Consider the following 25,080-nt stretch of genomic DNA (forward strand, 5'->3'; position numbering starts at 1 on the left):
TGTGTGGATGAGGGAGGCATCTGCAAACCATGTCGCAATCCATTCAATTCTTGAAGCCACGCGCCGCAGTGCTTTCCGCTCGGGACAGGATTGTCTCCGACCTAGCAGACCTGCTTCCGCCAGAGTGTCTTGTGCATGAGCCGCGAGAGCTTATGCCCTTCGAGACCGATGCCTTTGTCTCCTACCGCCGCATGCCGCTTGCGGTTGCACTGCCGAAGACTACCGCGCAGGTTGCGGCGGTTCTGAAATATTGTCATCGCTATGGCATACCAGTGGTGCCGAGAGGGGCTGGCACGTCGCTGTCTGGCGGCGCGATCCCGCAGGAAGATGCCGTGGTGATCGGCCTGTCGAAGATGTCCTCGATTCTCGAGCTGGACTTCTTCAATCGCACTGCCACCGTGCAGGCCGGTGTTACCAATCTCTCGATTTCCGAGGCAGCAGGTCCTCAGGGATTTTTCTATGCGCCCGATCCGAGTTCGCAGCTCGCTTGCACCATCGGCGGCAATATCGGCATGAATTCCGGGGGCGCGCACTGTCTGAAGTATGGTGTGACCACCAACAATCTTCTCGGCGTTAAGATGGTGCTGGTGGATGGCACGGTGCTGGAGCTTGGCGGTAAGCACCTGGATGCGTCAGGCTATGATCTTCTCGGTCTCGTCTGTGGCTCCGAAGGCCAGCTCGGCATCGTAACGGAGGCGACGGTGCGACTGATCGCCAAGCCGGAAGGCGCGCGCCCAGTGCTCTTCGGTTTTGAGAGTTCGGAAGAGGCCGGATCCTGCGTGGCTGACATTATCGGCTCCGGCATCATCCCCGTTGCCATCGAATTCATGGACAAGCCAGCCATCGAAATCTGTGAGGCTTTTGCCCACGCAGGTTATCCGCTCGATGTCGGCGCGCTCTTGATCGTCGAGGTCGAGGGCTCTGAAGAAGAGATGGATGCCATGCTGGCAGACATCGTCGCGATCGCGCGCAAGCATTCTGTCAAGACGGTGCGCGAGTGCCAGTCCGCAATAGAGGCTGCGGCAATCTGGAAAGGCCGCAAATCTGCCTTCGGCGCCACGGGCCGGATCGCCGATTACATCTGCATGGATGGTACCGTGCCACTCAGCCAGCTGTCCTATGTGCTGAAGAAAACCAGCGAGATCACCGACGCTCTGGGCCTTCGCGTCGCCAATGTCTTCCACGCAGGCGACGGCAACATGCATCCGCTGATCCTGTTCAACGCCAACGATCCGGAGGATGCGGCGCGCGCAGAAGAGGCTGGCAACCAGATACTGAAGCTCTGCGTCGATGCCGGCGGTTGCCTCACTGGTGAGCATGGAGTCGGCATCGAAAAGCGCGACCTGATGCGGCATCAATATTCCGATGCCGATCTGGCGCAGCAAATGGCCGTTCGCGCAGCCTTTGACGAAGGCTGGATACTGAACCCGTCCAAGGTCTTTCCCCTGGAGGGCAGAGGTTGATGGACGCTGCAGCTTCGACCCTTACGCCGCAATCGGAAACGGAAGCGGCAGACCTCATTCGTGGCCACGCAGAAGTGAGGCGTCCGCTCGCCATTATCGGCGGCAATACGCGCTCCGGCCTGGGCAATGTCGTTGAGGCCGATGCGACGCTGTCTTCACGAGGCTTGAGCGGCATTGTCTCCTATAATCCCGCCGAGATGGTGATGACGGTCCGAGCCGGCACGCCCGTGGCGGAGGTGGAGGCCGCTTTATCCGCCGCCCGACAGATGATGGCCTTCGAACCTCTGGATCACCGCGCCATCATCGGAACGGCAGGCGAACCGACAATCGGCGGCGTCTTTGCCGCCAACGTTTCCGGTCCGCGCCGTTTCGTGGCCGGTGCCGCGCGCGACAGCCTGCTCGGCATCCGCTTCATCAACGGCGGGGGCGAGGCGATCAAGGCCGGCGGGCGGGTGATGAAGAACGTCACCGGGCTCGATCTCGTCAAGCTTCTTGCGGGCTCCTACGGCACGCTGGGTTTTTTGACGGAAGTCACATTCCGCGTGCTGCCGGTTCCGCCTGCTGAAGCGACGATGGTCATTTCGGGTTTGGAGGATGAAGCAGCGACCAACGCCATGGCGGCGGCGATGGCAACCAGCCTAGAAGTGTCCGGTGCGGCGCATCTGCCGGAGAGCGTAAAGTCGCGTTTCGTGAACGGGGTTCTGCCGGAAGGTGCCGCCACCGTATTGCGACTGGAAGGACTTGCGGCCTCCGTCGAGGCGCGGACGCGAAAGCTGCAAATGCTTTTGTCGCCATTCGGTCCCATGGTCGCTCTTGCCCGAGACGAAAGCCGGACGCTGTGGCGGGACATCAAGAATGTCGCGCCTTATGCAGGCAATCCATCCAAGCCACTTTGGCGCGTGTCGATCGCGCCATCGCAGGGTCACAAGCTGGTCGCGGCACTACGGTTGGAAGCGGGCATCGATGCATTCTACGACTGGCAGGGTGGGCTGGTCTGGATGCAGATGGAGGCCGATCCGGAAGGACAGTTGCTGCGCGGGTACATCCGTTCTCTCGGCGGCGGAAACGCTATGCTGCTTCGCGCATCTCATGATGTGCGTCGAAGAATTCCAACTTTCGAGCCGCTAAATGGCGTCGAAGCCGCGTTATCCCAGCGCATCAAGCAAAAGCTCGATCCGGCAGGGATATTCAATCCGGGTAGAATGGGGATCTGACCATGCAAACCTCCTTCACGCCCGAGCAGTTGGCCGATCCGCAGGTTGCCGAATCCGAGAAGATCCTGCGCAAATGCGTCCACTGCGGTTTCTGCACGGCCACCTGTCCGACCTATGTCACCCTCGGCAACGAACTCGATAGTCCGCGTGGCCGCATCTACCTCATCAAGGACATGCTGGAAAACGACCGTCCCGCCGACCGCGAGGTAGTCACCCATATTGATCGCTGTCTCTCCTGTCTGGCCTGCACCACGACCTGTCCTTCGGGCGTGGATTACATGCACCTGGTGGATCATGCGCGGGTGCATATCGAGAAGACCTATCGCCGCCCTGTGATGGACCGGTTGATACGCAGCCTTCTGGCCACCGTCCTGCCGTATTCCGGCAGGTTCAGGCTCGCCTTGAAGCTCGCGAAAATCGGCCAACCACTTGCCCCGCTTCTGCGCAAGGTTTCAGCTTTAAAACCGCTTGCGGCCATGCTCGATCTCGCGCCGAACGCCGTTCCAGCTCAGGCAGACCGAGCCGCGGTTCATGCACCGGTTGCTGAAAAACGAGGCCGAGTCGCGATCCTCACCGGCTGTGCGCAGCCTGTTCTCGATCCGGGCATCAACGAGGCGACTGTCCGACTCCTGACCGGTCTCGGCATCGAGGTCTGCACGCCGAAGGGCGAGGGCTGCTGCGGCGCTCTGGTGCATCACATGGGGCGGGAAGAGCAGGCTTTAGCTTTTGCGCGCCGGAACGTCGACGTCTGGATGCGTGAAGTGGAAGAGGGCGGGCTCGACGCCATCATCATAACCGCGTCCGGCTGCGGAACGACAATCAAGGATTACGGCCACATGTTGCGGCTGGATCCAGCCTACGCGGAGAAGGCGGCGCGGGTCTCAGCGCTGGCAAAGGACATCACCGAATATCTGGCAACACTGGAACTGCCGATCTTGGAGCGTAACGGCCTCTCTGTCGCCTACCATTCCGCTTGCTCCATGCAGCACGGGCAGAAGATCACTATGGCGCCGAAGTTGTTGTTGAGGGCGGCAGGGTTTGTGGTGCGCGATCCGGCGGAAGGCCATCTCTGTTGCGGCTCGGCCGGGACCTATAACATTATGCAGCCGGAGATTTCCGGCCAGTTGAAGGCGCGCAAGATCAAGAACATCGAGGCGACCAAGGCGGACATCATCGCAACCGGCAACATCGGCTGCATGACGCAGATTGCCACTGGCACAACGATGCCGATCCTGCATACGGTCGAGCTACTGGACTGGGCCTATGGCGGTAAAAAGCCAGCCAAGTTGGGCCTGAAACAAAAAACGAGCGGCTGAGCCGCTCGTTTCTCATCGGTTGCTGCTAAAAGCGCTTACCGTTCCCCCTGGCATCCCCCGCCAAGCTTGTGGGAGGCAATCTAGCGTTTCGGCTGAAAGCCGCAAGTATAAGTACCGAATTACAAGGCGCTCGATCTCAAACTTATACTTGGGCGTTGCTATCAGATCACAATAACCTTGGTCCCGACAGGCACGCGCTCATAGAGGTCGGTCACGTCCTCGTTGCGCATGCGGATGCAGCCGGACGAATTGTTGCTGCCGATAGTCCATGGCTGATTTGTGCCGTGGATGCGGTAGAGCGTCGAGCCCAGATACATGGCGCGCGCACCCATCGGGTTTTCCGGGCCGCCTTCCATGAAGGCCGGAAGATAATGACCCTTCGCGGCTTCGCGGGTGATCATTTCCTTTGGCGGCGTCCACGTCGGCCATTCCGTCTTGCGGGTGATGGAATGCGTGCCGGCCCACTCAAAGCCCGGCTTACCTACGCCAACACCATAACGACGTGCTTTGCCGCTTTCCATCACCAGATAGAGTAGGCGGTTTGGCGTATCGATCACGATCGTGCCGGGTGCTTCCTTGGTGTCGTAGTTGACGATCTGCGGCAGGAACTGCGGGTCGATCCTAACGCGCGGCGCGTTGGGTCGTGCAGCCACGGCCTGAGGGCGCTGCTGCACGGCGCGGCGCTGGAAAAGTGGCTGGCGCTGTGGCGGCTGCGGATAGACGACCGGACGTACATCGCCACGGCCCATCTGTGTCACCCAGGGCGCGGTCAGATCGGGGCTGACGACGATCGGCGGACGCTCGCGATAACGGTCATTGGCCATTGCCGGATTGAGAGCGGCACACACGGCGCTCAACGCTAGAAAGACGGTTCTGATCGACATCGGGTGGACTCTTTTACATGACACCGAAAAATGATTGCCACGTTCGCATGTGCCGACAAGCGAATGGTAAAGAGACGTCGATCCAATCCGCTATTTTGCTGAAACCTTTCGATAAGGTTAGCAGGCAGTTTTAAAACAGGGTGAATCAATGGTAAGAACCGGGCGGAAAGAGACGGTGCCGCATGAGTGAAAACGGGTTGTTGACGGGCGAGGATGGCAAGGTCCGCTGCTTCTGGCAGCAGGGCCTGGAAGATTACCGCCGCTACCATGATGACGAGTGGGGCCACCCCGTCACCGACGACAAGCGGTTGTTCGAGAAGATCTGTCTCGAGGGCTTCCAGTCCGGCCTGTCCTGGCTGACGATCCTGCGCAAGCGCGAGAGCTTTCGTGCCGCCTTTGCCGGCTTCGATTTCGACAAGGTTGCCGCCTTCGATGACGCCGATATAGAGCGGTGCTTGGCCGACAAGGGCATCGTGCGCCACCGCGGCAAGATCGTTTCAACCATCAACAACGCCAAGCGCGCCGTTGCCCTTCGTGACGAATTCGGTACGCTGGCGCGCTATTTCTGGAGCTTCGAGCCCAAGCAGGACGAACGCCCGGATGTCTTCGATTATGCCACCTTGCGTGCCAATCCGACGACACCTGCGTCCACGCGTCTCTCCAAAGACTTGAAGAAGCGCGGCTGGAGTTTCGTCGGCCCAACGACAGTCTATGCTTTCATGCAGGCCATGGGCATGGTCAATGACCACATCGAGGGCTGCCACTGTCGTCCTCGGATCGCGACGATGCGGCAGGAGTTCTTACGGCCGTGAAGACATTCATCAGATATGCGCTCGTCAGTTTGCTGATCGCGACCGTTTCCTTTCCCGCCGTTGCCGAACAACGCAATGTCGACGGCATGTGGCTTGACGATGGGGAGCAGTTGAAGGCCGTCGAAATGCCGGCGTCTGGCAATCTGAAGCTGAATGGCTGGACCCGTCAGGGCAGGGGTGAAGTCTATCGTCTCAAGGTGAAAGCTGGTGAAACGCTGAAAGTGTCGCTCGCCAGTCGCAGCGAATTCGTTGTCATGGCGATTTTTGATTTCGCAAAGCCGGATGACGATGCGATCTTCTTTAGCGATACTGGCAACAACACCACGGTGCTGACGCCGAAGGAAGACACCGAGTGGCTGATCCGGCCCATTCTGGTCCTCAGTTCGTCGCGGCGTGGTCTGGGTGCCAATTACACGATCACTGTCGAACGCCAACCGTAAGCCGATTATCCGGCGATCGCGATCAACCCGACGGATAGCGCGCAGAGAAGCAGCAGGGAAGCCGTGGCGGCGATAATGACTTTGCCACCCGCATGGCGCAGAGAGCGGATATCCACCGACAGACCGAGCGCGGCCATCGACATGATCGTGAGTACATTCGCAAGCCCGCTAATGGGGGCCAGCGCAATATTCGGGATAAGCCCGAAGGAGCGCGCCATGATCATCAGCACGAAACCGATGATGAACCACGGCACCATCCGTTGCAGATCGAGCCGACCGCTCGCCCCACGCCCATGGATGATCGACAGCGTGGTGACGACGGGTCCGAGCATCAAGACGCGGATGAGCTTGACGACGGTGCCGGTTTGAACCGCAACCGCGCCCATTGGCGCCGTTGCTGCAAGAACCTGCGGCACGGCATAAACGGTCATGCCTGCAAACATGCCGTAGTGCACGGCATCCATCGAGAAAAGGCCGGGGAGTGCCGGCATGATGATGACGGCCGCAACACCAAGAACGGCAGTAAAGGCGATGGCTGCGGTTACGTCCTGCGCCTTCGCGCCGACGGCAGGTGCCGCCGCAGCAATAGCGGAGTTGCCGCAGATCGAGTTGCCGCATGCAACGAGAATGGCAAGCTTTGGCTCAAGGCCGATCGCGCGACTGATGGCGTAGCTGCCGACGAGCGACAATGCGACGATGATGGCGATGCCGAAGATCAGCAAGCCGCCGGCACCCTTCAGAATGGAAAGGCTAAGCGATGCGCCGAGAAGAACGACTGCGACCTCAAGCAGCGTCTTGGCACTGAACTTGATGCCAGCTCCCGTCGCCTCCGGTAGACGGGCGAAGCTCCTGAGTAGCACGCCGAACACGATCGCGATCACCAGGTCACCAAGCCAGGCATGCCCAGCCAGTCGAACCTGAGCCTCCTGCGCGAAGATCGCGGCAACACTGATTGCGCCGCACAAAAGAATTCCCGGAAGCAGGCGTAGGGCCGGGAAACGCGACAAGGAGATATTTGAGGTGATTGAACGATGATGTGCCATATGACCATCATCTTACGAACGTCCATTCCATTCCATCAAATAATATGGCATGTTTCATTCGATTAAATCGAATGATAAGACATGACCTTTGAGCAGTTGAGAATATTCGTCGCCGTTGCGGAGCGCCAGCACCTGACGCGTGCGGCTGAGACATTGGGACTGACACCATCTGCCGTCAGTTCCGCGATCAAGACGCTGGAGGCTTATTACAATGTCGAGCTGTTTCATCGCGTCGGGCGAGGCATCGAGTTGACGGAAAGCGGCCGCGTCTTTCTTGACGAAGCACGCTCGACCTTGAACCGGGTGCGCAGCGCAGAACTCATCCTCTCGGAGATGGGGGGTCTGACCCGCGGCGAAATCCGTGTCTTCGCCAGTCAGACCATTGCCAGCTACTGGCTACCGTCCATTCTCATGCAGTTCAAACAGCTCTACCCAGGCGTGACGGTGTCGCTTGAGGTTGGTAATACCCGGACCGTGACGGAGGCGGTGCTGAAGGGCGTCGCCGAAATTGGCTTCATTGAAGGCGATATCGACGAGCCGGCGCTGTCGGTTCGACCCATTGTCTCGGATAAGCTCCTCGTCGTGGTCGGGCCGCTGCACCCGTTCTCGGATGGTCGGCAGTTGAAGGCGCAGGATATCCGCTCCACGACCTGGGTGCTGCGCGAGCAGGGCTCTGGCACGCGCTCCGCCTTCGAAGCCGCATTAAAGGCCATGGGCATGTCTCTGGCCGATCTGCAGGTGACGCTTGAGCTGCCGTCCAACGAGGCTGTCGTCGCGGCAGCGCGCGCAGGCGGCGCGGCTGCGGTGGTGTCGGCGTCCGTCGCGGCACTGATGCTGCGTCAAGGGCTGCTCACCCGCGTCGGCATCGACCTGCCCGCGCGACAGTTTTCGCTTCTCATGCACAAGGAAAGGCACCCCAGCCGTGCATCGCTGGAGCTTGAGCGCCTGAGCCGCGAATTTGCCGGAAGCTACAAGGCGGGCCTGACCGGGCTTTGACCACGGGTGGCCGAGAAGGGGAAGCGCCTGAAGGGCGCTCCCCCGATACACATACTGTTTGCTTAGTACCCCTTCGACTTTAACCACTCTTTCATCATGGCGATCTCAGCCTCCTGCGCCTTGATCACCTCTTCGGCCAGCTTGCGGATTTCCGGGTCCTTGCCATATTGCAACTGCACCTTGGCCATATCGACCGCGCCTTGATGATGCGGGATCATGCCACGAACGAAATCGACATCGGCATTGCCGGTATAGTCCTGCTCCATGGCAGCGTGCATTTTCTTCGAAACCTCCATGAAGGCCTTCGTCGAGGCGTTGTCTGTGGTTTCCTGCTTCGGCATGGCATGGCCGGCATGACCGGAGCGCTCCTGTGCCAGTGTAGGTAGTGCCAGAAAAGCACTTATGGTGACGGCATTAAAGATGGTCTTGATAGACATGAGATATCCTTCCTCTGTCGGAATTTCGATTGCATTTAAATCGCGAAATCGTCAGGCGCGGGGAGGAGGAAGAGGTGGCGCGGGAACATCGCCAACAAGGCTTGCCTGCACACCGGGCATAGGAGCAGCGTGAGGCGATCGACCTTTTTCCGCAAAGGTAAGGTCTGGCAGAAGAACAAGGCAGGCAGCGCAGAAGGGCGCGTGCGTCATGCTCTTTTCATGCGGACATGGAGCACTTTGGCCTCCCGTGAATCCGGAGGCATCTGCGATCTCGTGACTGACAGGATGGCCCTTAGCCATTATCGGCGCATGCACTTCGCGGCTTGGCATTGACCTGTCCATCGCAGCCGTAACCGGCATGGCGCCATAGAGCAGGCAGGCGAGGAACATCAACGTGCGAATGAGTAAGCGCATAACGACATTCTAGCCGATCAACCAGTGTCAGCAAATAGGGTCATCTGATGTTGCTGGCGACGACTTTGTGAACGATCTGATAGTCCTTGCTTTCCTCACCGAATGGCGCGACCGGCCAGTCCCATTGTTGTGGGATATTCGGGACCTGAACCCCATGGAGCAAGTCTTCATGCTGATGAACCTTCCCGGTCCGGTCGATGATGTCGAAGCCGGTATCGGTAAGGAGGCACACTTTGCAGGGCAAGCCGGAAAGACCATCGACGTGCGCCTGGATCAGTCGTTGAAGCGTGTCTTCCGGCATATCGTTCGCCCCCTCACGCTCCATCCTGTGGCGCGCGCCCGTGCCGATCTGCGACAGGAGATTGGCGGAAACGACGAGGTCGAGATAAGGCACTTGTCGGAGGAAGCTCAGCGGTTCTAGGTCGACGCCAGCCTTCAAAGCGTCATAGCCAGAAAGATCGCGGCTGGTAAGCACGACATTGCGATACTTCCGACCGTAAAGCTTTGTGCGGACGCTGGAAAGATGCACCAGATCGACGAGAACCAGCGTGTCGAACGCCGCGGCGAGCTGCTGCCATGGCACATCCCTTAAAAGCCCTGAGCCGAGGATCACGGCCGTGCGTCGCTGCCTCATTCGGGATGCAGTCGAAAGAATGAAGCGCTTGCTGTTCACCTCATGCTGTTCCCACGCCTTCGTGCATCGGTTGGCACGCGCCCACAGATTGATGGAGTAGCGAATGTGCGGGCGAAATTCCGGCTCGGTCTTCCAGAGGGTTCCGGCGTAGTTCAGGACTTCGAGGATCATTGCATCTTCATTCTGGGAAAACGGATAGGCTGCGCAAGTGAAAGCCGCCTGCACAACCTATTGCAGTATCAACTGCGCTGCGGTTCGACCAGAGCGTTGACGATCCGGCGCACCAATGGCAGCACGAGCAGCAATGTCGGAAAGGCCACAAGCCAGGACAGACCCCAGGCTGGCAACCAGCGCACCAGGAAATCCTCGGCCAGACCGATGGCGCGGACCGTCGCGATGAGCGAAACGACGAACGTCATCAGGATGGAGAGGACCATAGGCATGAGAATAGCGCCGTAGCGCGCGGGTAAGCGTGACAATGTCATGAAGCAAGTCTTTCTAAACGTCGTCTTCAAAAGCGCACCTTGTTCGCGCCCTCGAAGAACGAGGGGTTAAGGCGCGTTGCTTGACGTTAGACGCTTACGGTCGCAATCGACGACGAAGATGAGCTAACACGGGCGCATGCGGCTTTCAAGTCTCCTCGCATTTCGCCGTCATTACGCCCGTGCACTCGATCATCGTGGTTTAGCGATAGACGTCCCGGCGATGACCGATGTCGACGACGGGAACGACGAGCTTCTGATCCTGAATGTCGCAGATGATGCCATAGTCGCCGACACGATAACGCCAGAAATTGCCGAGTTCGAAGCCTTGCAAGGCATGGCCGCCTCGGTGCGGGTCGTCATCACCCGCAATTCGATCTGCAAGAAAGGCCACGATGCGCGTTGCGTTGCTCTTGCCTAGCTTCTCAAGCTACTTGAGAGGCTTTTCCTGAAACTCAAGTGTCCACGCCGAGGCGACGCTTCACTTCTTCCAGAGAGTAGGCCCGGTCGTCATTGGCAAGATGCCGCCGCATTGCCTCTTCCGCCAGATACAGATCCTCCATATCCTCGATATGTTTCTCGATGGCCTCGCGGATGTAAAAGGCCGAAGTTCGTCCGGTGCGCTCGGAAAGCGCTTTCAGGCGTTCATAGGTCTCATCCGGCAGGCGGATGGCGGTTTGCCTGCTCATCCGGTTCTCTCCCTAAGAGATTGGAATGCGTGTATCCCATCTAGCAGCTTTTCGCGCCAAACGCCAGCAAATGCGCAGACCTCCGGCCTTGCCGCAGGGTTTGTCATCCTCTAAGACACCGGCTTGATTTCAAGAGACAATTGGACTGGCACCATGAGCGAAAAAGCAAAAAAGCCTCAGAAACTGAAAGCGCGCCTGCCGCGCGGCTTCGTGGACCGTTCGGCTGCCGATATCCATGCCACCAATGAGATGATCGAGAAGATCCGTGGGGTCTATGAGTTGTATGGTTTCGATCCCGTCGAAACCCCGCTGTTTGAATACACCGATGCGCTCGGCAAGTTCCTCCCCGATAGCGACCGACCGAACGAGGGCGTGTTTTCGCTCACGGACGATGACGACCAGTGGATGAGCCTGCGCTACGATCTGACTGCGCCGCTTGCCCGTCACGTCGCTGAAAATTTCAACGAAATCCAGCTACCTTACCGCACCTATCGCGCGGGCTATGTCTTCCGCAACGAGAAGCCCGGCCCGGGCCGTTTCCGTCAGTTCATGCAGTTCGATGCCGATACCGTCGGTGCCGCAGGCGTCCAGGCCGATGCCGAAATGTGCATGATGATGGCCGATACGCTAGAAGCGCTTGGCATCAAGCGTGGCGATTACGTCATCCGCGTCAACAACCGCAAGGTTCTGGATGGCGTGATGGAAGCCATCGGCCTCGGCGGCGAAGAGAATGCCGGTCGTCGTCTCAACGTTCTGCGTGCCATCGACAAGCTCGACAAGTTCGGCCCGGAGGGCGTTAAGCTCCTGCTCGGTCCCGGTCGCAAGGATGAATCCGGCGACTTCACCAAAGGTGCAGGGCTCGATGAGGCGCAGATCGAAAAGGTTCTCTTCTTTGTCGGCATCAAGGATTATGCCGCCAATGCAGACGATCTCGCAAAGCTCGTTGCCGGTACCTCCAAGGGTGAGGAAGGCGTCGAGGAACTCAATGTCATCGGCGCGCTTGTTGCGAGCGCTGGCTATGAAGCCGATCGTATCAAGATCGATCCATCGGTCGTGCGCGGTCTCGAATATTACACTGGCCCTGTTTATGAAGCCGAACTGACCTTCGATGTCACCAACGAGAAGGGCGAGAAGGTTGTGTTCGGCTCTGTCGGCGGCGGTGGCCGTTACGATGGTCTGGTGTCCCGCTTCATGGGTCAGCCGGTTCCGGCAACCGGTTTCTCCATCGGTGTTTCGCGATTGATGACGGCCTTGAAGAACCTCGGCAAACTTGGTCAGGCAAAGCCGCTTGCGCCTGTTCTCATCACCGTCATGGATGGCGATGTGGAGAGCATGGGACGCTATCAGCGCTTCACGCAGGCGCTGCGTGCAGAAGGCATTCGCGCCGAGATGTATCAGGGCAACTGGAAGAAGTTCGGCAACCAGCTGAAATATGCCGACCGCATGGGCGCGCCGATTGCCATCATCCAGGGTGGTGACGAGCGCGCCGAAGGCGTGGTGCAGATAAAGGATCTGATCGAAGGCAAGCGCCTGTCCGGAGAGATCGAAGACAATGCGACATGGCGCGAAGCGCGTGTGGCGCAGGAGGTCGTTGCCGAGGCTGAACTGGTCGCCAAGGTCAAGGAAATCCTAGAAGCACAGGCTGAAGACCGGCGCCGGGCAGAGGGCTGAACGGCCATGACCATTCTCCGTCTGGATCACGTCCAACTGGCAATGCCTGAAGGTGGAGAAGACGAGGCGCGGACGTTTTATGCGGGCCTTCTCGGTCTTCAGGAGGTTGCAAAGCCTGCCAATCTGGCGGGCCGTGGCGGATGTTGGTTTACGCATGGCGATGTTCGCGTGCATCTCGGCGTCGCGAAGGATTTCGTCGCCGGCACCAAGGCCCATCCCGCCTTTGTGGTCGATGATCTTCCGGAGCTTCGAAAAAGACTTGAAACCGCAGGCTGCCTTGTGGTTGAGGATGAGCCGCTGGAAGGGTATCACCGCTTCTACGTGTATGATCCATTCGGAAACCGCATTGAGATGATGCAACCGCTCGAACCGTGACGAAAAGTACTGCTTCATGCCCCTGATCGACATGCCGGAGTTTTCCGCAGAGCTGCTGGACGAGTTTGCGGCGCGCAACACGGCGCGGGTCAATACACCCGTCATCCAGCCCGCCGCGCCGTTCTTGGATATGGCTGGCGAGGATTTGCGCCGTCGTATTTTCCTCACCGAAAGCGAGACCGGCGAGAGCCTGTGCCTTCGTCCGGAATTCACCATTCCCGTCTGCCTTCGCCATATCGAAACGGCCACCGGTACGCCGAAGCGGTATGCCTATCTCGGCGAGGTCTTTCGCCAGCGCCGTGAGGGCGGAAACGAATTCTATCAGGCTGGTATCGAAGATCTGGGCGATGGCGATGTCGCCGCTGCCGATGCCCGTGCGATCGGTGATGCTTTCGGCATTTTGAACCGGCTGCTTCCAGGGCAAAGGCTTTCCGCGCGCTTAGGCGACCAGAAGGTCTTCGAGGCCGTGATTGCCGCACTCGGGCTCCCGCTTGGTTGGCAGAAGCGGTTGGTGCAAGCCTTTGGCGACACAGTGCAACTCGATGCGCTGCTGGAAAGCCTTGTCAGCCCCAAGCCGATGACGGGGCTTGATGCCCGCGTGGCCGGACTGCTCGCCACCGGAGAGGAGAAGGTGCTGGTCGATTATATCGACAGCGTCATGCAAGACACCGGCTACTCCACCAATGCCAGCCGCTCCCCGCAGGAGATTGCACGACGCCTTCGCGAAAAGCTGGCGCTTGCCGCCACCCGTCTGCCGGATGACAGCTTCCAGCTGCTGAAGCAGTTTCTTAGCCTCCAAGCACCCTTGTCCGAAGCATCAAAAACGCTTTCTGATTTTGCCGAGAAGGCAAAGCTGAAGCTTGCGCCAGCACTTTTCGATTTTGACGCCCGTGTCGCAGCTCTTGCGAATGGCGGCGTCGATCTGAACGATGTGACCTACGGCGCTGCTTTCGGTCGCCCACTGGATTATTACACTGGCCTCGTCTTCGAAATCACGCAGGCAGGTGAGACAGCAGTGCTCGCGGGCGGCGGAAGGTTCGACCGCCTGATGACGCTGCTTGGCGCCATCGACACCATTCCTGCCGTCGGCTTCTCGCTCTGGCTGGACCGCATCGAATCTGCGAGGGCCGCTGCATGACCATCACCATAGCGCTACCCTCCAAGGGACGCATGAAAGACGATTCGTCTGCCATTCTGGAACGCGCCGGGTTAAAGATCACAGCGATCGGCAGCGATCGCTCATACCGTGGCCGCGTCGAGGGGCGAGACGATATCGAGATCGCCTATCTTTCGGCCTCCGAGATTGCGCGTGAAATCGGCAACGGCACGGTCGATTTCGGCGTGACAGGCGAAGATCTCGTGCGCGAGGATTTAAGCAATGTCGATACCCGCGTGGAGTTCTGCGCTCGCCTCGGGTTTGGCCATGCAGATGTGGTGGTTGCCGTGCCGGAAATATGGCTCGATGTCGATAGCATGGCCGATCTTGGCGATGTCGCCTCCGAGTTTCGCGCCCGCCATGGACGCCGCCTGGCAATCGCCACCAAGTACTGGCGACTGACGCAGCAGTTCTTCTCCCGCCAGCACGGCATTCAGCTTTACCGCATCGTGGAAAGCCTCGGCGCGACCGAGGGCGCGCCCGCGGCAGGGCAGGCGGATATCATCGTCGATATTACCTCCACAGGCTCGACGCTGAAGGCCAATCATCTGAAAATCCTGACGGACGGAATCATCCTGAGATCGGAAGCCTGCTTTGTGCGCGCCAGAAAGGCCGAGCATGAGGAGGATGCCGTCGTTCAAGAGATCGTCTCGCGCGTCAAGACGGTGCTTGGTTAAGGCCATATTTGGTCTATGCTGCCCTCCTCATAGAGGAGGGCGTCATGCGCATCACAGGTCAATGCCACTGTGGCAACGTTCAATATGAAGCAGAAGCCGATCCGGAGCATGTGGTTATCTGCCACTGCACCGACTGCCAGCGTCTGACAGGCTCGCCCTATCGAGTAACGCTGCGAGCGAAGCGCGATGATATCAAGCTCACAGGCGTCGAGCCGAAGCTTTACCGGAAGGCGGCGGAGAACGGCAACATCCGTTTGATGCATTTCTGTCAGGACTGCGGCGCGCCGCTGTTCAGCAGTGCCGAACAGGACAATGGCACGTGGGGCATCCGTTGGGGCTCGATCAATGAACGGGCCGAGTTGGAGCCGCGCGCGCAGATCTGGGCGCGCTCCAAAGCCGCGTGGGTCGACCATATCGACGCGATCCCCGCTTTTCCAAAAGAACGCGGATAAAGAAAAAGCCGCCGGATCGCTCCAGCGGCTTTTTGCATCAACTTTGACTTAAGCGTGGGCGAGCTTCGGGCCGCGCATCGCGTCGACCGAGTATGCACCGGCGCCGAAGGCTCCGAGGAGGATGTAGGCGCCGGCCAGCGTGATGTTCTTCATCAGCATGATACCGTTCAGCGTGTTGATCCAGCCGAGAGCCGCATCAGGCCAGCCGGGAACGGCTACCGTGCCGCTGTGGAAGACGACGCCGGTGAACACGCAGAATGCGGCAAGCGCGAAGGCTGCGACCTTGGTCTGAAAGCCGACGAGGACGGCAAGACCAGTCACCAGTTCAAACAGGCCGGCAAGGTAAGCCAACGCGGTTGCCGCAGGCAAACCAGCACCGGTGATCATGCCAGCCGTGCCGGCAGGGTCCATCAGCTTGCCGAAGCCGGAATAGACGAAGATGAAGGAAAGAAGGATGCGTGCGACGAGCACGAGAGCGTTCTGACTGCTGGACATTGTATGTCTCCGTTAAAGGCTTTCGTTCAAGCCGTTGAGTGAACTCTGGAGACAGTTCTGGCCGATTTTTCAAATTGACGAAAGATAAACGGGAGAAGACTGTTCGTCTTCAAAAAGTGAACAATGCGGTTGGATACTCACGCACAAAAGACGTTGTTGAGGCATGGGTCAAGACAAGAGAACAACGCGATAAGTGAGACAAGATGAAGATCGTCAGAGGCAGCATCCACAATGTCGATTCATGGTCGCGTTTACGCGCAGCGCTCTGGCCTGATGGTTCTCTCGAGCAACACCGTGAGGATGTCGTTGAGACCTTCTTACGGGGAGCCGATAAGGTTGTCGCCTTCCTGATTGAAAGTGAGGAAGGCGAGATCGTCGGTTTTGCCGAAGGCAGTTTGCGCAGCGACTACGTTAACGGCTGCAAGAGCTCGCCGGTTCTCTTCCTAGAGGGCATCTATGTCCTGCCCTCACACAGGCAAAAGGGGATCGCCAGGCTGCTCTGCGACGCGATCGGTATATGGGGCAGGTCCCGCGGATGTTCGGAATTCGCCTCCGACGCCCCGCTTGAGAATGAGGTGAGTCAAAAGTTTCACGCCGCTCTCGGTTTTGCGGAGACACAACGCGTCGTCTTCTTCCGTAAGGATATTGAGCATTAGCCGTCAGAAAGTGGGTCAGCCCAAATAAAAAGGGCGATCCGAAGACCGCCCTTTCTTAAATCCCAGAGGGAATGGACTGATTAGAAGTCCATGCCGCCCATGCCGCCACCTGGCATTGCAGGCATTGCGGATTCTTTCTTCGGCAGCTCGGCAATCATGGCTTCCGTGGTGATCAGCAGCGAAGCAACCGAAGCTGCGTTCTGCAGAGCCGTACGGACAACCTTGACAGGGTCAACGATACCCATAGCGATCATGTCGCCATATTCGCCGGTCTGAGCATTGTAACCGAAGTTGTCGTCAGCCTTGTCGAGAACCTTGCCAACAACGATCGAAGCTTCGTCACCGGCGTTGTCTGCGATCTGGCGAACCAGCGACTGCAGAGCGCGGCGAACGATATTGATACCAGCTTCCTGGTCGTCGTTTACACCCTTGACGGTGATCTTCTGAGCGGAGCGAAGCAGAGCGGTACCACCGCCAGCAACGATGCCTTCCTGAACAGCAGCGCGAGTTGCGTTCAAAGCGTCGTCGATACGATCCTTGCGCTCCTTCACTTCAACTTCCGTTGCACCGCCGACGCGGATGACGGCAACGCCACCAGCGAGCTTAGCAAGGCGTTCCTGCAGCTTTTCGCGGTCGTAATCGGAAGAGGTCTCTTCGATCTGAGCCTTGATCTGGGCAACGCGGCCTTCGATGTCGGTCTTCTGGCCGGAGCCGTCAACGATCGTGGTGTTTTCCTTGGAGATGGAAACCTTCTTGGCCTTGCCGAGCATGTCAAGCGTGACATTTTCGAGCTTGATGCCGAGGTCTTCGGAAATCACCGTACCACCGGTCAGGATCGCGATGTCTTCGAGCATCGCCTTGCGGCGGTCGCCGAAGCCAGGAGCCTTGACGGCAGCGATCTTGAGGCCGCCACGCAGCTTGTTGACGACGAGCGTAGCAAGAGCTTCGCCTTCAACGTCTTCAGCGATGATGACGAGCGGCTTGCCGGTCTGAACGACAGCTTCGAGAACTGGAAGCATGGCCTGCAGGTTGGAGAGCTTCTTCTCGTGGAGGAGAATGTAAGCGTCTTCGAGGTCAGCAACCATCTTTTCAGGGTTGGTTACGAAGTAAGGCGACAGGTAGCCGCGGTCGAACTGCATGCCTTCGACGACTTCGAGCTCGGTTTCGGCAGTCTTGGCTTCTTCGACGGTGATAACGCCTTCGTTGCCAACCTTCTGCATGGCTTCCGCGATGTCGCGGCCAACCTGCGTGTCGCCGTTGGCGGAGATCGTACCGACCTGAGCAACTTCCTCAGAGGTGTTGATCTTCTTTGCCTTGGCCTGTAGGTCCTTGACGACTTCGGAGACGGCCAGATCGATACCGCGCTTCAGGTCCATCGGGTTCATGCCGGCTGCAACAGCCTTCTGGCCTTCGCGAACGATAGCCTGAGCAAGAACGGTAGCGGTCGTGGTGCCGTCACCAGCGATGTCGTTGGTCTTCGAAGCAACTTCGCGGACCATCTGTGCGCCCATGTTTTCGAACTTGTCTTCCAGTTCGATTTCCTTGGCAACGGAAACGCCGTCCTTAGTGATGCGCGGTGCGCCGAAGGACTTGTCGATAACAACGTTACGACCCTTCGGGCCGAGCGTGACCTTCACTGCGTCAGCGAGAACGTCGACGCCCTTGAGCATCTTTTCGCGCGCCGAGCGGCCGAATTTTACTTCTTTGGCTGCCATGTTTCAAAACTCCTGGTTTCGAATGGCCGGAACGATGTCCGGCTTTAAGATTACGGAAAATGGGAAGGCGGCTAAATCAGCCGATAATGCCCATAATGTCGGCTTCCTTCATAATCAGAAGGTCTTCGCCGTCGAGCTTGACTTCCGTGCCGGACCACTTGCCGAACAGGATGCGATCGCCAACCTTAACGTCGAGAGCGACGATCTTGCCGGACTCGTCACGCGCGCCGGAACCGACGGCGACGATCTCGCCTTCCTGCGGCTTTTCCTTTGCGGTATCAGGAATGATGATGCCGCCCTTGGTCTTAGCTTCGGACTCAACGCGACGAACGACGACGCGGTCGTGCAGCGGGCGGAAATTGGTGCTTGCCATTGTCTATTCCCTCGATCAAATGACATTCGCGGATCGGATACGACCCACCTGGATTGATGTTAGCACTCTCATTTGCCGAGTGCTAGCGGCAGTGAGATAAGCAGGGCCCAAGGCACTGTCAAGAACGGCCTGTCGGAAAAATTTCACGTAAAATGGTTACTGCGATTGCATGACAGATTTTTTGCGCCCTGAAACTTCCTCCACCCATCCGACGCTGTCGGAGCTCTTTCTGGTCTTCGGCCGTGTCGGCCTTTTAAGCTTCGGCGGGCCCGCCGGGCAGATCGGTATGATGCACCGTGTACTGGTCGACGAAAAACGCTGGCTTTCCGAAGAGAGGTTCCTGCATGCGTTGAATTACTGCATGCTTTTGCCCGGTCCTGAGGCTCAGCAACTGGCGACTTACGCAGGATGGCTTCTGCACGGCAGACGCGGAGGGATTATCGCCGGCACGCTCTTTATCCTTCCGGGCTTCATCGTTATCGTCGCACTCGCCGCAGCCTATGCTCTGTATCAGGACACCCACTGGCTTCCAGCATTGCTCTTCGGCCTGAAGGCGGGTGTGCTGGCCATCGTCATCGAGGCTTTGTTACGGGTGGCAAAGCGCGCCTTGAAGAGCCGCTTCCTGGTCAGTGTGGCAGCCGTAGCCTTCATCGCACTGTTCTTTTTCGCCGTGCCGTTTCCGCTCGTTATTCTCGTCGCTGGAGTTACTGGCTTTCTAAAGGCCCGTGGAGCCCCGTCGGTGACGCCTGATAGGGCCGGGAAAGCACCATCTTTTGCGCGCCAACTCCGCGGGCTTCTCGTTGGTGTGCTCATTTGGCAGATGCCGCTCTTGCCATTCTGGCTTCTGGCGGCGCCGGAGTCGCTTCTGGAACTGCAGGCTTTCTTCTCGCGGCTTGCAGTCGTTACCTTTGGTGGTGCCTATGCCGTTCTTGCCTATGTGGCGCAGGTTGCGGTGGAAACCCACGGCTGGATGACGGCGAGCGAGATGCTGGATGGTCTGGCGCTAGCCGAGGCGACGCCAGGGCCACTCGTCCTCGTCCTTTCCTATATCGGTTTTCTCGCGGCGTTTCGTCATCCGGGCATGCTTGACCCGATGCTGGCGGGCGTGCTGGGTGCAAGTGTTGCCGCCTGGGCAACCTTTGTCCCAAGCTTCGTCTTCATTTTTCTTGGTGCGCCCTATGTGGAGCGGTTGAAGGACAATGCGGCCTTGTCCGGCGCCCTCTCGGCCATTACCGGCGCAGTCGTGGGCGTCATCCTCAATCTTTCGGTCTGGTTCGGACTGCATGTTCTTTTCGGCAAAGTGGACCGGGTAGAGCTTTTGCCTCAGATCAATCTCGGCATGTCGCGGCCGGACTGGACAACGCTCGATTTTGCGTCACTGGCACTCTTCGTCGTCTCGGCCATCATGCTGTTTCGCTGGAAACTTGGCATGGTGCCGGTGCTTGGTCTTTGCATCGCGGCGGGTTTTGTCAGGCTTTGGGTCGGTTGAGGTTCTGGCACTTCACGTAAGCCTTTTTTGTTTTTCTCTTGCCATCGCGAACAGCCTTTGCGATGTCACGAGCTTGAAATGATGGAAAGAGTTGGAAGATTCATGGCCCACCGCATTGCCACACTTGGCGACATTACCTCCCAATTCGATGTCATTCTCTCCGATGTTTGGGGTGTGCTGCACAATGGCGTTACGTGTTTTCCCGCCGCCGGTGCTGCATTGGCTGAGGCCCGGAAGAGTGGCAAGACCGTCGTCCTCATCACCAATTCCCCGCGTCCGGCCGTCGGCGTCATTCCGCAGTTGCGCGCACTCGGCGTTCCCGATGATGCCTATGACCGTATCGTTACCTCGGGTGATGTGACGCGTGAGCTGATCGCAGAAGGGCCGAAGAAGGTTTTCCTCTTGGGCCCCGAACGCGATATGCCGCTGTTCGATGGTCTTGACGTTACGGTGGTGGGTGAGAGCGAAGCAGAAGCCGTTGTCTGCACCGGCTTCTTCGACGACGAAACCGAAACGCCTGAAGATTATACGGAGATGCTGAAGGGCTTCGTTGCCCGTTCCGCGCCGATGATCTGCGCCAACCCTGATCTGGTGGTCGAGCGCGGCGAACGCATCATCCCCTGCGCGGGCGCGATGGCGGTATACTTCGAACAACTGGGCGGTGAGGTTCGGATCGCTGGCAAGCCGCATTCGCCGATCTATGAGGCCTGCTTTGCCGCAGCAAAGGAAGTGCGCGGCGCGTTCAGCAAGGATCGCGTTCTGGCGATCGGCGACGGCATGCCGACCGATGTGAAGGGCGCCATCTCCGCCGGTCTTGATCTTCTTTATATCAGCGGCGGTATTCACGCGGCTGAATATACGTTGAACGGTGAGATCGACGAGGCGCTTCTCAACAGCTATTTGAAAAGCCAGAATGCAGCGCCCGGCTGGTGGATGCCGCGCCTGGCCTAGAGAGTTTCCGATGACCGTGTTCCATCGCAATGAGAAGAAAGAACCGCTTCCCGACGCATTGAGGGGCGGCGTCGTCGCCATCGGCAATTTCGATGGCGTCCATCGCGGTCATCGCGCCGTATTGGATCAGGCGCTGGAGCTTGCGAAGTCGCGCGGTGTGGCCGCTCTCGTTCTGACATTCGAGCCGCATCCGCGCACCGTGTTTCGGCCTGAAACACCGGTCTTTCGCCTGACGCCAGCGCCCCTGAAGGCCCGCCTTCTGGAGGCGGAAGGCTTTCAATCCGTCATCGAATATCCCTTCGACAAGACGTTCTCGCAACGCTCGGCAGACGACTTCGTCAAATCCATACTGGTCGACTGGCTGGGAGCCGGCAGCGTCGTCACCGGCGTTGATTTTCATTTCGGCAAGGGCCGTGAGGGTGGTCCCGCCTTTTTGATGCAGGCAGGCAAGCGCCACGGTTTCGACGTGACGCTTGTGGATTCCTTTCGCGATGAGGGCGCAGAGGTGATTTCGTCCAGCCGTATTCGTGAGTGTCTGGCCGAAGGGGATGTGGTGGGTGCCGCGGGGCTGCTTGGCTACCGCTTTACAGTAGAAGCCGAAGTCATCCGCGGGCAACAGCTTGGTCGCACGCTGGGTTATCCTACAGCCAATATGTCGCTACCGCCCGAAACGGAACTGAAGCCTGGCATCTATGCCGTCCGCTTCAGAGGGGCCAACGGCACATTGCATGACGGCGTTGCGAGCTTCGGCTATCGACCAACTGTGACGGACAATGGTGCAGCCCTGCTCGAAACCTTCGTCTTCGACTTCAACGGCGATCTTTACGGCCAGGTCTGCTCGGTCTCCTTCTTCGGTCATCTCCGAGATGAGTTGAAATTCGATGGGCTGGAAGCGCTCGTCGTCCAGATGAAGAAGGATGAAGAGGAGGCGAGGGCGCTTCTGTCCGGTGTTGCGCCAATGAGCGACGTGGATGCCAAGATCGCTTTTTGAGACGGCTACGCGCTCTCTGTCATCAATTCCCTTTTCAAACAGGCTGAAACGGCTTAAACAACCGGCCATGAACCAATTTCGGTGGACGTTCATATCCCGAATTATTGGCCCGGCCTTCCGCCCGCTCTGAGAGCCGGAAGGTCCGGGATTTTGGCGCTTGTTCCCAAGCGCCTTCGCTAAGCCCTCTTTTTTGTTGAGACGGCGCGAGCCTTATTCGGCGCCGCGATAATGGTACGATCATGAACGACACCGCAAAAAAAATCGATTATTCCGCAACGCTTTACCTGCCGCAGACGGATTTTCCGATGCGCGCCGGGTTGCCGCAGAAAGAGCCGGAGCTGGTCAAGCGCTGGCAGCAAATGGACCTCTACAAGAAGCTGCGCGCGTCCGCCGCTGGCCGCGAAAAATTCGTGCTGCATGATGGCCCTCCCTACGCAAACGGCAACATCCATATCGGCCATGCGCTGAACAAGATCCTGAAGGACGTCATCACCCGTTCCTTCCAGATGCGCGGTTACGACTCCAACTATGTCCCGGGTTGGGATTGCCACGGCCTGCCGATTGAATGGAAGATCGAAGAAGCCTATCGCGCCAAGGGCAAGAACAAGGACGAGGTTCCGATCAACGAATTCCGCAAGGAATGCCGTGACTTTGCCGCGGGCTGGATCAAGGTTCAGTCGGAAGAGTTCAAGCGCCTCGGTATCGAAGGCGATTTCGATAACCCCTACACGACGATGAACTTCCACGCCGAAGCACGCATCGCTGGCGAGTTGTTGAAGATCGCCAAGAGCGGCCAACTCTATCGCGGTTCCAAGCCTGTGATGTGGTCGGTGGTCGAGCGCACGGCGCTAGCGGAAGCTGAAGTTGAGTATCACGATGTCGAAAGCGACACGATCTGGGTGAAATTCCCGGTTGTCGAAGGTTCGGCTGAGCTCGCGGACGCCTCGGTCGTCATCTGGACCACGACGCCGTGGACGATCCCGGGCAATCGCGCGATCTCCTTCTCGTCGCGCATCCAATACGGTCTCTATGAAGTCACCGCTGCTGCCAATGATTTTGGTCCGCAGCCGGGCGAGAAGCTCGTCTTTGCCGACAAGCTTGCAGCCGAATGCTTTGCCAAGGCAAAGCTCGAGTTTGCACGCCTACGCGATGTGAAGGCTGATGAGCTTGGAAAGCTTGTCACCGCCCATCCGCTTGTCGATCTCGGTTACGATTTCCAAGTGCCGCTGCTCGATGGCGATCATGTCACAGACGATGCCGGTACGGGCTTCGTGCACACCGCTCCTGGTCACGGTCGTGAGGACTTTGACGCCTGGATGGCCCAGGCACGCGAGCTGGAAGCGCGCGGCATCTCGGCAAAAATACCCTTCACCGTCGGAGATGATGGCTTCTACACGGAAGATGCTCCCGGCTTCGGCCCCTCGGCAGAGGGCGGCGCTGCCCGTGTGATGGATGATAACGGCAAGAAGGGCGACGCCAATGAGCGCGTTATCAAGGCGCTGATTGGAGCGAATAACCTGTTTGCCCGTGGCCGCCTCAAGCACAGCTATCCGCATAGCTGGCGCTCGAAGAAGCCCGTTATCTTTCGCAACACGCCACAATGGTTTGTCTATATGGACAAGGAACTGGGCGACGGCACCACGCTGCGCTCGCGAGCCCTGTCCGCCATCGACGACACCCGTTTCGTTCCGGCCGGCGGCCAGAACCGCCTGCGCGCCATGATCGAAAACCGCCCGGACTGGGTTCTGTCGCGCCAGCGCGCCTGGGGCGTTCCGATTGCCGTCTTTGCCGACGACAAGGGCGAGGTTCTCTTGGACGAGGCCGTCAACGCCCGCATCCTCGACGCTTTCGAAGCCGAAGGTGCGGATGCCTGGTTTGCTGAAGGCGCCAAGGAGCGGTTCCTGGGCAACGACCACGATCACGCCAAGTGGCATCAGGTCATGGACATTCTCGATGTCTGGTTCGACTCTGGCTCGACACACACCTTCACGCTGGAAGACCGCCCCGACCTGAAGTGGCCGGCGGACGTCTATCTCGAAGGGTCGGACCAGCATCGCGGCTGGTTCCATTCGTCGCTCTTGGAAAGCTGCGCGACGCGTGGCCGTGCGCCGTACAACGCCGTGGTCACCCATGGCTTTACTATGGATGAGCAGGGGCGCAAGCAATCGAAGTCGCTTGGCAACGTCGTTGCGCCGCAGGACGTGATGAAGGAGTCCGGGGCTGACATTCTGCGCCTGTGGGTCATGACAACGGACTATTGGGAAGATCAGCGTCTGGGCAAGGCCATCATCCAGACAAATATCGATTCCTACCGCAAACTGCGCAACACCATCCGCTGGATGCTGGGCACGCTAGCGCATGATCCGGGCGATGACATTGCCTACGCGGATCTACCGGAACTGGAGCAGTTGATGCTGCATCGGTTGGCGGAACTGGATAAGGTTGTGCGTGAAGGCTATGATGCCTTCGACTTCAAGAAGATCACCCGTGCGCTGATCGATTTTGCCAATGTCGAGCTGTCGGCCTTCTACTTCGATATTCGCAAGGATACCCTGTATTGCGACGCGCCGTCTTCGCTGAAGCGCCGAGCCTCGCTGTCGGTCATCGCGAAGCTCTTCAATTGCCTGGTGACATGGCTTGCACCCATGCTGCCCTTCACCACGGAGGAGGCTTGGCTTTCGCGATACCCGGAGGCTGAATCCGTGCATCTGGCGCAGTTCCCGACCGTTCCTGCGGAATGGAAGAACGAGTCGCTAGACCTCAAGTGGGAGAAAATCCGCAAGGTCCGCACGGTCGTCACCGGCGCGCTGGAAGTCGAGCGTCGTGAAAAGCGCATTGGTTCCTCGTTGGAAGCAGCCCCGGTGGTTCACGTTGCCGATCCGGATCTGGTGGCAGCACTCGAGGGCCAGGACTTTGCAGAGATCTGCATCACCTCGGCAATCTCCGTCGTCGCTGGCGAAGGCCCGGCCGATGCATTCCGCCTGGGCGAGGTGCAGAAGGTCGCCGTCGAGCAGAAGCTGGCGGAAGGGCAAAAGTGCGCCCGCTCCTGGCGGATCACCACCGATGTCGGCTCCGATCCGCAGTATCCGGACGTTTCGGCCCGCGATGCTGCGGCGCTGCGCGAACTCGGTGTTGGCGTCTAAGACGCCACTCTGGAAGAAAATGGCCGGATGAATTGCGCTTTTGCCGTTCATCCGGTACACCTGCCTGAAAATGGTCGGAATTACGCATCAAGGGGTGCATCCGGTCGTCGGG

Annotated in this window: 25 protein-coding genes and 1 pseudogene; 16 read left to right on the forward strand and 10 right to left on the reverse strand. The window is 58.8% G+C overall.

Annotated features, from left to right (window positions below; all coding sequences use genetic code 11):
* Positions 1–29 precede the first annotated feature (29 nt).
* Genes WKI41_RS15345 through glcF form a run of 3 tightly spaced genes read left to right on the forward strand, consistent with a single transcriptional unit; the run spans position 30 to position 3,993 of the window.
* On the forward strand, positions 30–1,463 hold the full coding sequence (locus WKI41_RS15345; protein ID WP_340194354.1) for an FAD-linked oxidase C-terminal domain-containing protein: 1,434 nt from the start codon (positions 30–32) through the stop codon (positions 1,461–1,463).
* Positions 1,463–2,677: an FAD-binding protein gene (locus tag WKI41_RS15350; protein WP_340194355.1), complete on the forward strand. Its 1,215-nt coding sequence runs from the start codon at positions 1,463–1,465 to the stop codon at positions 2,675–2,677. The genes WKI41_RS15345 and WKI41_RS15350 overlap by 1 nt, the downstream gene beginning before the upstream one ends.
* A 2-nt stretch (positions 2,678–2,679) precedes the next feature.
* Positions 2,680–3,993 carry a glycolate oxidase subunit GlcF gene (gene glcF, locus WKI41_RS15355; RefSeq protein WP_340194356.1) on the forward strand — a complete coding sequence of 438 codons (1,314 nt, stop codon included), beginning with the start codon at positions 2,680–2,682 and terminating at the stop codon, positions 3,991–3,993.
* A 161-nt stretch (positions 3,994–4,154) separates the two neighbouring features.
* Here the strand turns inward: glcF and WKI41_RS15360 are convergent, their stop codons facing one another.
* The gene (locus WKI41_RS15360; RefSeq protein ID WP_340194357.1) at positions 4,155–4,877 is read right to left on the reverse strand and encodes a L,D-transpeptidase; all 723 of its coding nucleotides are present in this window, start codon (positions 4,875–4,877) and stop codon (positions 4,155–4,157) included.
* Positions 4,878–5,059: 182 nt separating this feature from the next.
* On the opposite strand from WKI41_RS15360, the gene WKI41_RS15365 reads away from it, so the two are divergent.
* Together WKI41_RS15365 and WKI41_RS15370 are read left to right on the forward strand one after the other, a co-directional pair.
* The gene (locus WKI41_RS15365; RefSeq protein ID WP_340194358.1) at positions 5,060–5,689 is read left to right on the forward strand and encodes a DNA-3-methyladenine glycosylase I; all 630 of its coding nucleotides are present in this window, start codon (positions 5,060–5,062) and stop codon (positions 5,687–5,689) included.
* 8 nt (positions 5,690–5,697) lie between these two features.
* The gene (locus WKI41_RS15370; protein ID WP_425341055.1) at positions 5,698–6,129 is read left to right on the forward strand and encodes a hypothetical protein; all 432 of its coding nucleotides are present in this window, start codon (positions 5,698–5,700) and stop codon (positions 6,127–6,129) included.
* Positions 6,130–6,134: 5 nt separating this feature from the next.
* Here WKI41_RS15370 and WKI41_RS15375 read toward each other — a convergent pair whose 3' ends face one another.
* A complete protein-coding gene (locus tag WKI41_RS15375) occupies positions 6,135–7,172 on the reverse strand; it encodes a YeiH family protein (RefSeq protein WP_340194360.1) in 1,038 nt (345 codons plus the stop codon).
* An 81-nt stretch (positions 7,173–7,253) separates the two neighbouring features.
* Between WKI41_RS15375 and WKI41_RS15380 the strand changes: the two genes are divergently transcribed.
* Positions 7,254–8,168 (forward strand): LysR substrate-binding domain-containing protein, encoded by a 915-nt coding sequence (locus WKI41_RS15380; RefSeq protein ID WP_340194361.1) that lies wholly within the window; start codon positions 7,254–7,256, stop codon positions 8,166–8,168.
* A gap of 62 nt (positions 8,169–8,230) precedes the next feature.
* On the opposite strand, the gene copM is transcribed toward WKI41_RS15380, so the two are convergent.
* The 5 genes and pseudogenes from copM to relB all read right to left on the reverse strand — a co-directional run bounded on the left by copM (position 8,231) and on the right by relB (position 10,824).
* Entirely contained in the window at positions 8,231–8,605 is a 375-nt protein-coding gene (copM, locus tag WKI41_RS15385; RefSeq protein ID WP_340194362.1) for a CopM family metallochaperone, read from the reverse strand.
* 454 nt (positions 8,606–9,059) lie between these two features.
* A complete protein-coding gene (locus tag WKI41_RS15390; RefSeq protein WP_340194363.1) occupies positions 9,060–9,824 on the reverse strand; it encodes a hypothetical protein in 765 nt (254 codons plus the stop codon).
* Between the two features lie 68 nt (positions 9,825–9,892).
* A complete protein-coding gene (locus WKI41_RS15395) occupies positions 9,893–10,138 on the reverse strand; it encodes a DUF2798 domain-containing protein (RefSeq protein ID WP_340194364.1) in 246 nt (81 codons plus the stop codon).
* 199 nt (positions 10,139–10,337) lie between these two features.
* A pseudogene (locus WKI41_RS15400) lies at positions 10,338–10,601 on the reverse strand (type II toxin-antitoxin system RelE family toxin); the annotation flags it as partial.
* The gene (gene relB / locus WKI41_RS15405) at positions 10,591–10,824 is read right to left on the reverse strand and encodes a type II toxin-antitoxin system RelB family antitoxin (RefSeq protein WP_340194365.1); all 234 of its coding nucleotides are present in this window, start codon (positions 10,822–10,824) and stop codon (positions 10,591–10,593) included. The gene relB and the pseudogene WKI41_RS15400, both read right to left, overlap by 11 nt.
* Before the next feature lie 153 nt (positions 10,825–10,977).
* Here relB and hisS point away from each other — a divergent pair, with 153 nt between their 5' ends.
* From hisS to WKI41_RS15430, 5 genes are read left to right on the forward strand one after another with little or no spacing between them, the layout of a single operon-like run.
* Entirely contained in the window at positions 10,978–12,495 is a 1,518-nt protein-coding gene (gene hisS / locus WKI41_RS15410; RefSeq protein ID WP_340194366.1) for a histidine--tRNA ligase, read from the forward strand.
* A gap of 6 nt (positions 12,496–12,501) precedes the next feature.
* Positions 12,502–12,870 carry a VOC family protein gene (locus WKI41_RS15415; RefSeq protein ID WP_340194367.1) on the forward strand — a complete coding sequence of 123 codons (369 nt, stop codon included), beginning with the start codon at positions 12,502–12,504 and terminating at the stop codon, positions 12,868–12,870.
* Between the two features lie 16 nt (positions 12,871–12,886).
* Positions 12,887–14,008 carry an ATP phosphoribosyltransferase regulatory subunit gene (locus WKI41_RS15420; protein WP_340194368.1) on the forward strand — a complete coding sequence of 374 codons (1,122 nt, stop codon included), beginning with the start codon at positions 12,887–12,889 and terminating at the stop codon, positions 14,006–14,008.
* Positions 14,005–14,703 carry an ATP phosphoribosyltransferase gene (hisG, locus tag WKI41_RS15425; RefSeq protein WP_340194369.1) on the forward strand — a complete coding sequence of 233 codons (699 nt, stop codon included), beginning with the start codon at positions 14,005–14,007 and terminating at the stop codon, positions 14,701–14,703. Before WKI41_RS15420 ends, hisG begins: the two co-directional genes overlap by 4 nt.
* Before the next feature lie 44 nt (positions 14,704–14,747).
* Positions 14,748–15,155, forward strand: a complete 408-nt coding sequence (locus WKI41_RS15430; RefSeq protein WP_340194370.1) for a GFA family protein — start codon at positions 14,748–14,750, stop codon at positions 15,153–15,155.
* A 48-nt stretch (positions 15,156–15,203) separates the two neighbouring features.
* Here WKI41_RS15430 and WKI41_RS15435 read toward each other — a convergent pair whose 3' ends face one another.
* Complete coding sequence (locus WKI41_RS15435; protein WP_340194371.1) at positions 15,204–15,650, reverse strand: DoxX family protein; 447 nt, start codon at positions 15,648–15,650, stop codon at positions 15,204–15,206.
* A 203-nt stretch (positions 15,651–15,853) separates the two neighbouring features.
* Here WKI41_RS15435 and aac(6') point away from each other — a divergent pair, with 203 nt between their 5' ends.
* Positions 15,854–16,306 carry an aminoglycoside 6'-N-acetyltransferase gene (aac(6'), locus tag WKI41_RS15440; protein WP_340194372.1) on the forward strand — a complete coding sequence of 151 codons (453 nt, stop codon included), beginning with the start codon at positions 15,854–15,856 and terminating at the stop codon, positions 16,304–16,306.
* 80 nt (positions 16,307–16,386) lie between these two features.
* Here the strand turns inward: aac(6') and groL are convergent, their stop codons facing one another.
* Positions 16,387–18,021, reverse strand: coding sequence for a chaperonin GroEL (gene groL, locus WKI41_RS15445; RefSeq protein WP_340194373.1), 1,635 nt, complete (start codon positions 18,019–18,021; stop codon positions 16,387–16,389).
* 76 nt (positions 18,022–18,097) lie between these two features.
* Positions 18,098–18,394: a co-chaperone GroES gene (gene groES, locus WKI41_RS15450; protein ID WP_062425989.1), complete on the reverse strand. Its 297-nt coding sequence runs from the start codon at positions 18,392–18,394 to the stop codon at positions 18,098–18,100.
* 169 nt (positions 18,395–18,563) lie between these two features.
* Here groES and chrA point away from each other — a divergent pair, with 169 nt between their 5' ends.
* The 4 genes from chrA to ileS all read left to right on the forward strand — a co-directional run bounded on the left by chrA (position 18,564) and on the right by ileS (position 24,968).
* Positions 18,564–19,883: a chromate efflux transporter gene (gene chrA / locus WKI41_RS15455; RefSeq protein WP_340194374.1), complete on the forward strand. Its 1,320-nt coding sequence runs from the start codon at positions 18,564–18,566 to the stop codon at positions 19,881–19,883.
* A gap of 102 nt (positions 19,884–19,985) precedes the next feature.
* Positions 19,986–20,834 (forward strand): TIGR01459 family HAD-type hydrolase, encoded by an 849-nt coding sequence (locus WKI41_RS15460; RefSeq protein WP_340194375.1) that lies wholly within the window; start codon positions 19,986–19,988, stop codon positions 20,832–20,834.
* Between the two features lie 10 nt (positions 20,835–20,844).
* Positions 20,845–21,825 (forward strand): bifunctional riboflavin kinase/FAD synthetase, encoded by a 981-nt coding sequence (locus WKI41_RS15465; RefSeq protein ID WP_340194376.1) that lies wholly within the window; start codon positions 20,845–20,847, stop codon positions 21,823–21,825.
* A gap of 239 nt (positions 21,826–22,064) precedes the next feature.
* Complete coding sequence (gene ileS, locus WKI41_RS15470) at positions 22,065–24,968, forward strand: isoleucine--tRNA ligase (protein ID WP_340194377.1); 2,904 nt, start codon at positions 22,065–22,067, stop codon at positions 24,966–24,968.
* The last annotated feature ends 112 nt before the right edge of the window (positions 24,969–25,080 follow it).

The sequence above is a fragment of the Agrobacterium larrymoorei genome, assembly GCF_037722385.1.
Taxonomy (GTDB): domain Bacteria; phylum Pseudomonadota; class Alphaproteobacteria; order Rhizobiales; family Rhizobiaceae; genus Agrobacterium; species Agrobacterium larrymoorei_C.

Bases quoted from the DNA above. Each gene is read 5' to 3' on its own strand.
- WKI41_RS15345 (WP_340194354.1), top strand. From the start codon at position 30: ATGTCGCAATCCATTCAATTCTTGAAGCCACGCGCCGCAGTGCTTTCC.
- WKI41_RS15350 (WP_340194355.1), top strand. From the start codon at position 1,463: ATGGACGCTGCAGCTTCGACCCTTACGCCGCAATCGGAAACGGAAGCG.
- glcF (WP_340194356.1), top strand. From the start codon at position 2,680: ATGCAAACCTCCTTCACGCCCGAGCAGTTGGCCGATCCGCAGGTTGCC.
- WKI41_RS15360 (WP_340194357.1), bottom strand. From the start codon at position 4,877: ATGTCGATCAGAACCGTCTTTCTAGCGTTGAGCGCCGTGTGTGCCGCT.
- WKI41_RS15365 (WP_340194358.1), top strand. From the start codon at position 5,060: ATGAGTGAAAACGGGTTGTTGACGGGCGAGGATGGCAAGGTCCGCTGC.
- WKI41_RS15375 (WP_340194360.1), bottom strand. From the start codon at position 7,172: ATGGCACATCATCGTTCAATCACCTCAAATATCTCCTTGTCGCGTTTC.
- WKI41_RS15380 (WP_340194361.1), top strand. From the start codon at position 7,254: ATGACCTTTGAGCAGTTGAGAATATTCGTCGCCGTTGCGGAGCGCCAG.
- copM (WP_340194362.1), bottom strand. From the start codon at position 8,605: ATGTCTATCAAGACCATCTTTAATGCCGTCACCATAAGTGCTTTTCTG.
- WKI41_RS15390 (WP_340194363.1), bottom strand. From the start codon at position 9,824: ATGATCCTCGAAGTCCTGAACTACGCCGGAACCCTCTGGAAGACCGAG.
- WKI41_RS15395 (WP_340194364.1), bottom strand. From the start codon at position 10,138: ATGACATTGTCACGCTTACCCGCGCGCTACGGCGCTATTCTCATGCCT.
- relB (WP_340194365.1), bottom strand. From the start codon at position 10,824: ATGAGCAGGCAAACCGCCATCCGCCTGCCGGATGAGACCTATGAACGC.
- hisS (WP_340194366.1), top strand. From the start codon at position 10,978: ATGAGCGAAAAAGCAAAAAAGCCTCAGAAACTGAAAGCGCGCCTGCCG.
- WKI41_RS15415 (WP_340194367.1), top strand. From the start codon at position 12,502: ATGACCATTCTCCGTCTGGATCACGTCCAACTGGCAATGCCTGAAGGT.
- WKI41_RS15420 (WP_340194368.1), top strand. From the start codon at position 12,887: ATGCCCCTGATCGACATGCCGGAGTTTTCCGCAGAGCTGCTGGACGAG.
- hisG (WP_340194369.1), top strand. From the start codon at position 14,005: ATGACCATCACCATAGCGCTACCCTCCAAGGGACGCATGAAAGACGAT.
- WKI41_RS15430 (WP_340194370.1), top strand. From the start codon at position 14,748: ATGCGCATCACAGGTCAATGCCACTGTGGCAACGTTCAATATGAAGCA.
- WKI41_RS15435 (WP_340194371.1), bottom strand. From the start codon at position 15,650: ATGTCCAGCAGTCAGAACGCTCTCGTGCTCGTCGCACGCATCCTTCTT.
- groL (WP_340194373.1), bottom strand. From the start codon at position 18,021: ATGGCAGCCAAAGAAGTAAAATTCGGCCGCTCGGCGCGCGAAAAGATG.
- groES (WP_062425989.1), bottom strand. From the start codon at position 18,394: ATGGCAAGCACCAATTTCCGCCCGCTGCACGACCGCGTCGTCGTTCGT.
- chrA (WP_340194374.1), top strand. From the start codon at position 18,564: ATGACAGATTTTTTGCGCCCTGAAACTTCCTCCACCCATCCGACGCTG.
- WKI41_RS15460 (WP_340194375.1), top strand. From the start codon at position 19,986: ATGGCCCACCGCATTGCCACACTTGGCGACATTACCTCCCAATTCGAT.
- WKI41_RS15465 (WP_340194376.1), top strand. From the start codon at position 20,845: ATGACCGTGTTCCATCGCAATGAGAAGAAAGAACCGCTTCCCGACGCA.
- ileS (WP_340194377.1), top strand. From the start codon at position 22,065: ATGAACGACACCGCAAAAAAAATCGATTATTCCGCAACGCTTTACCTG.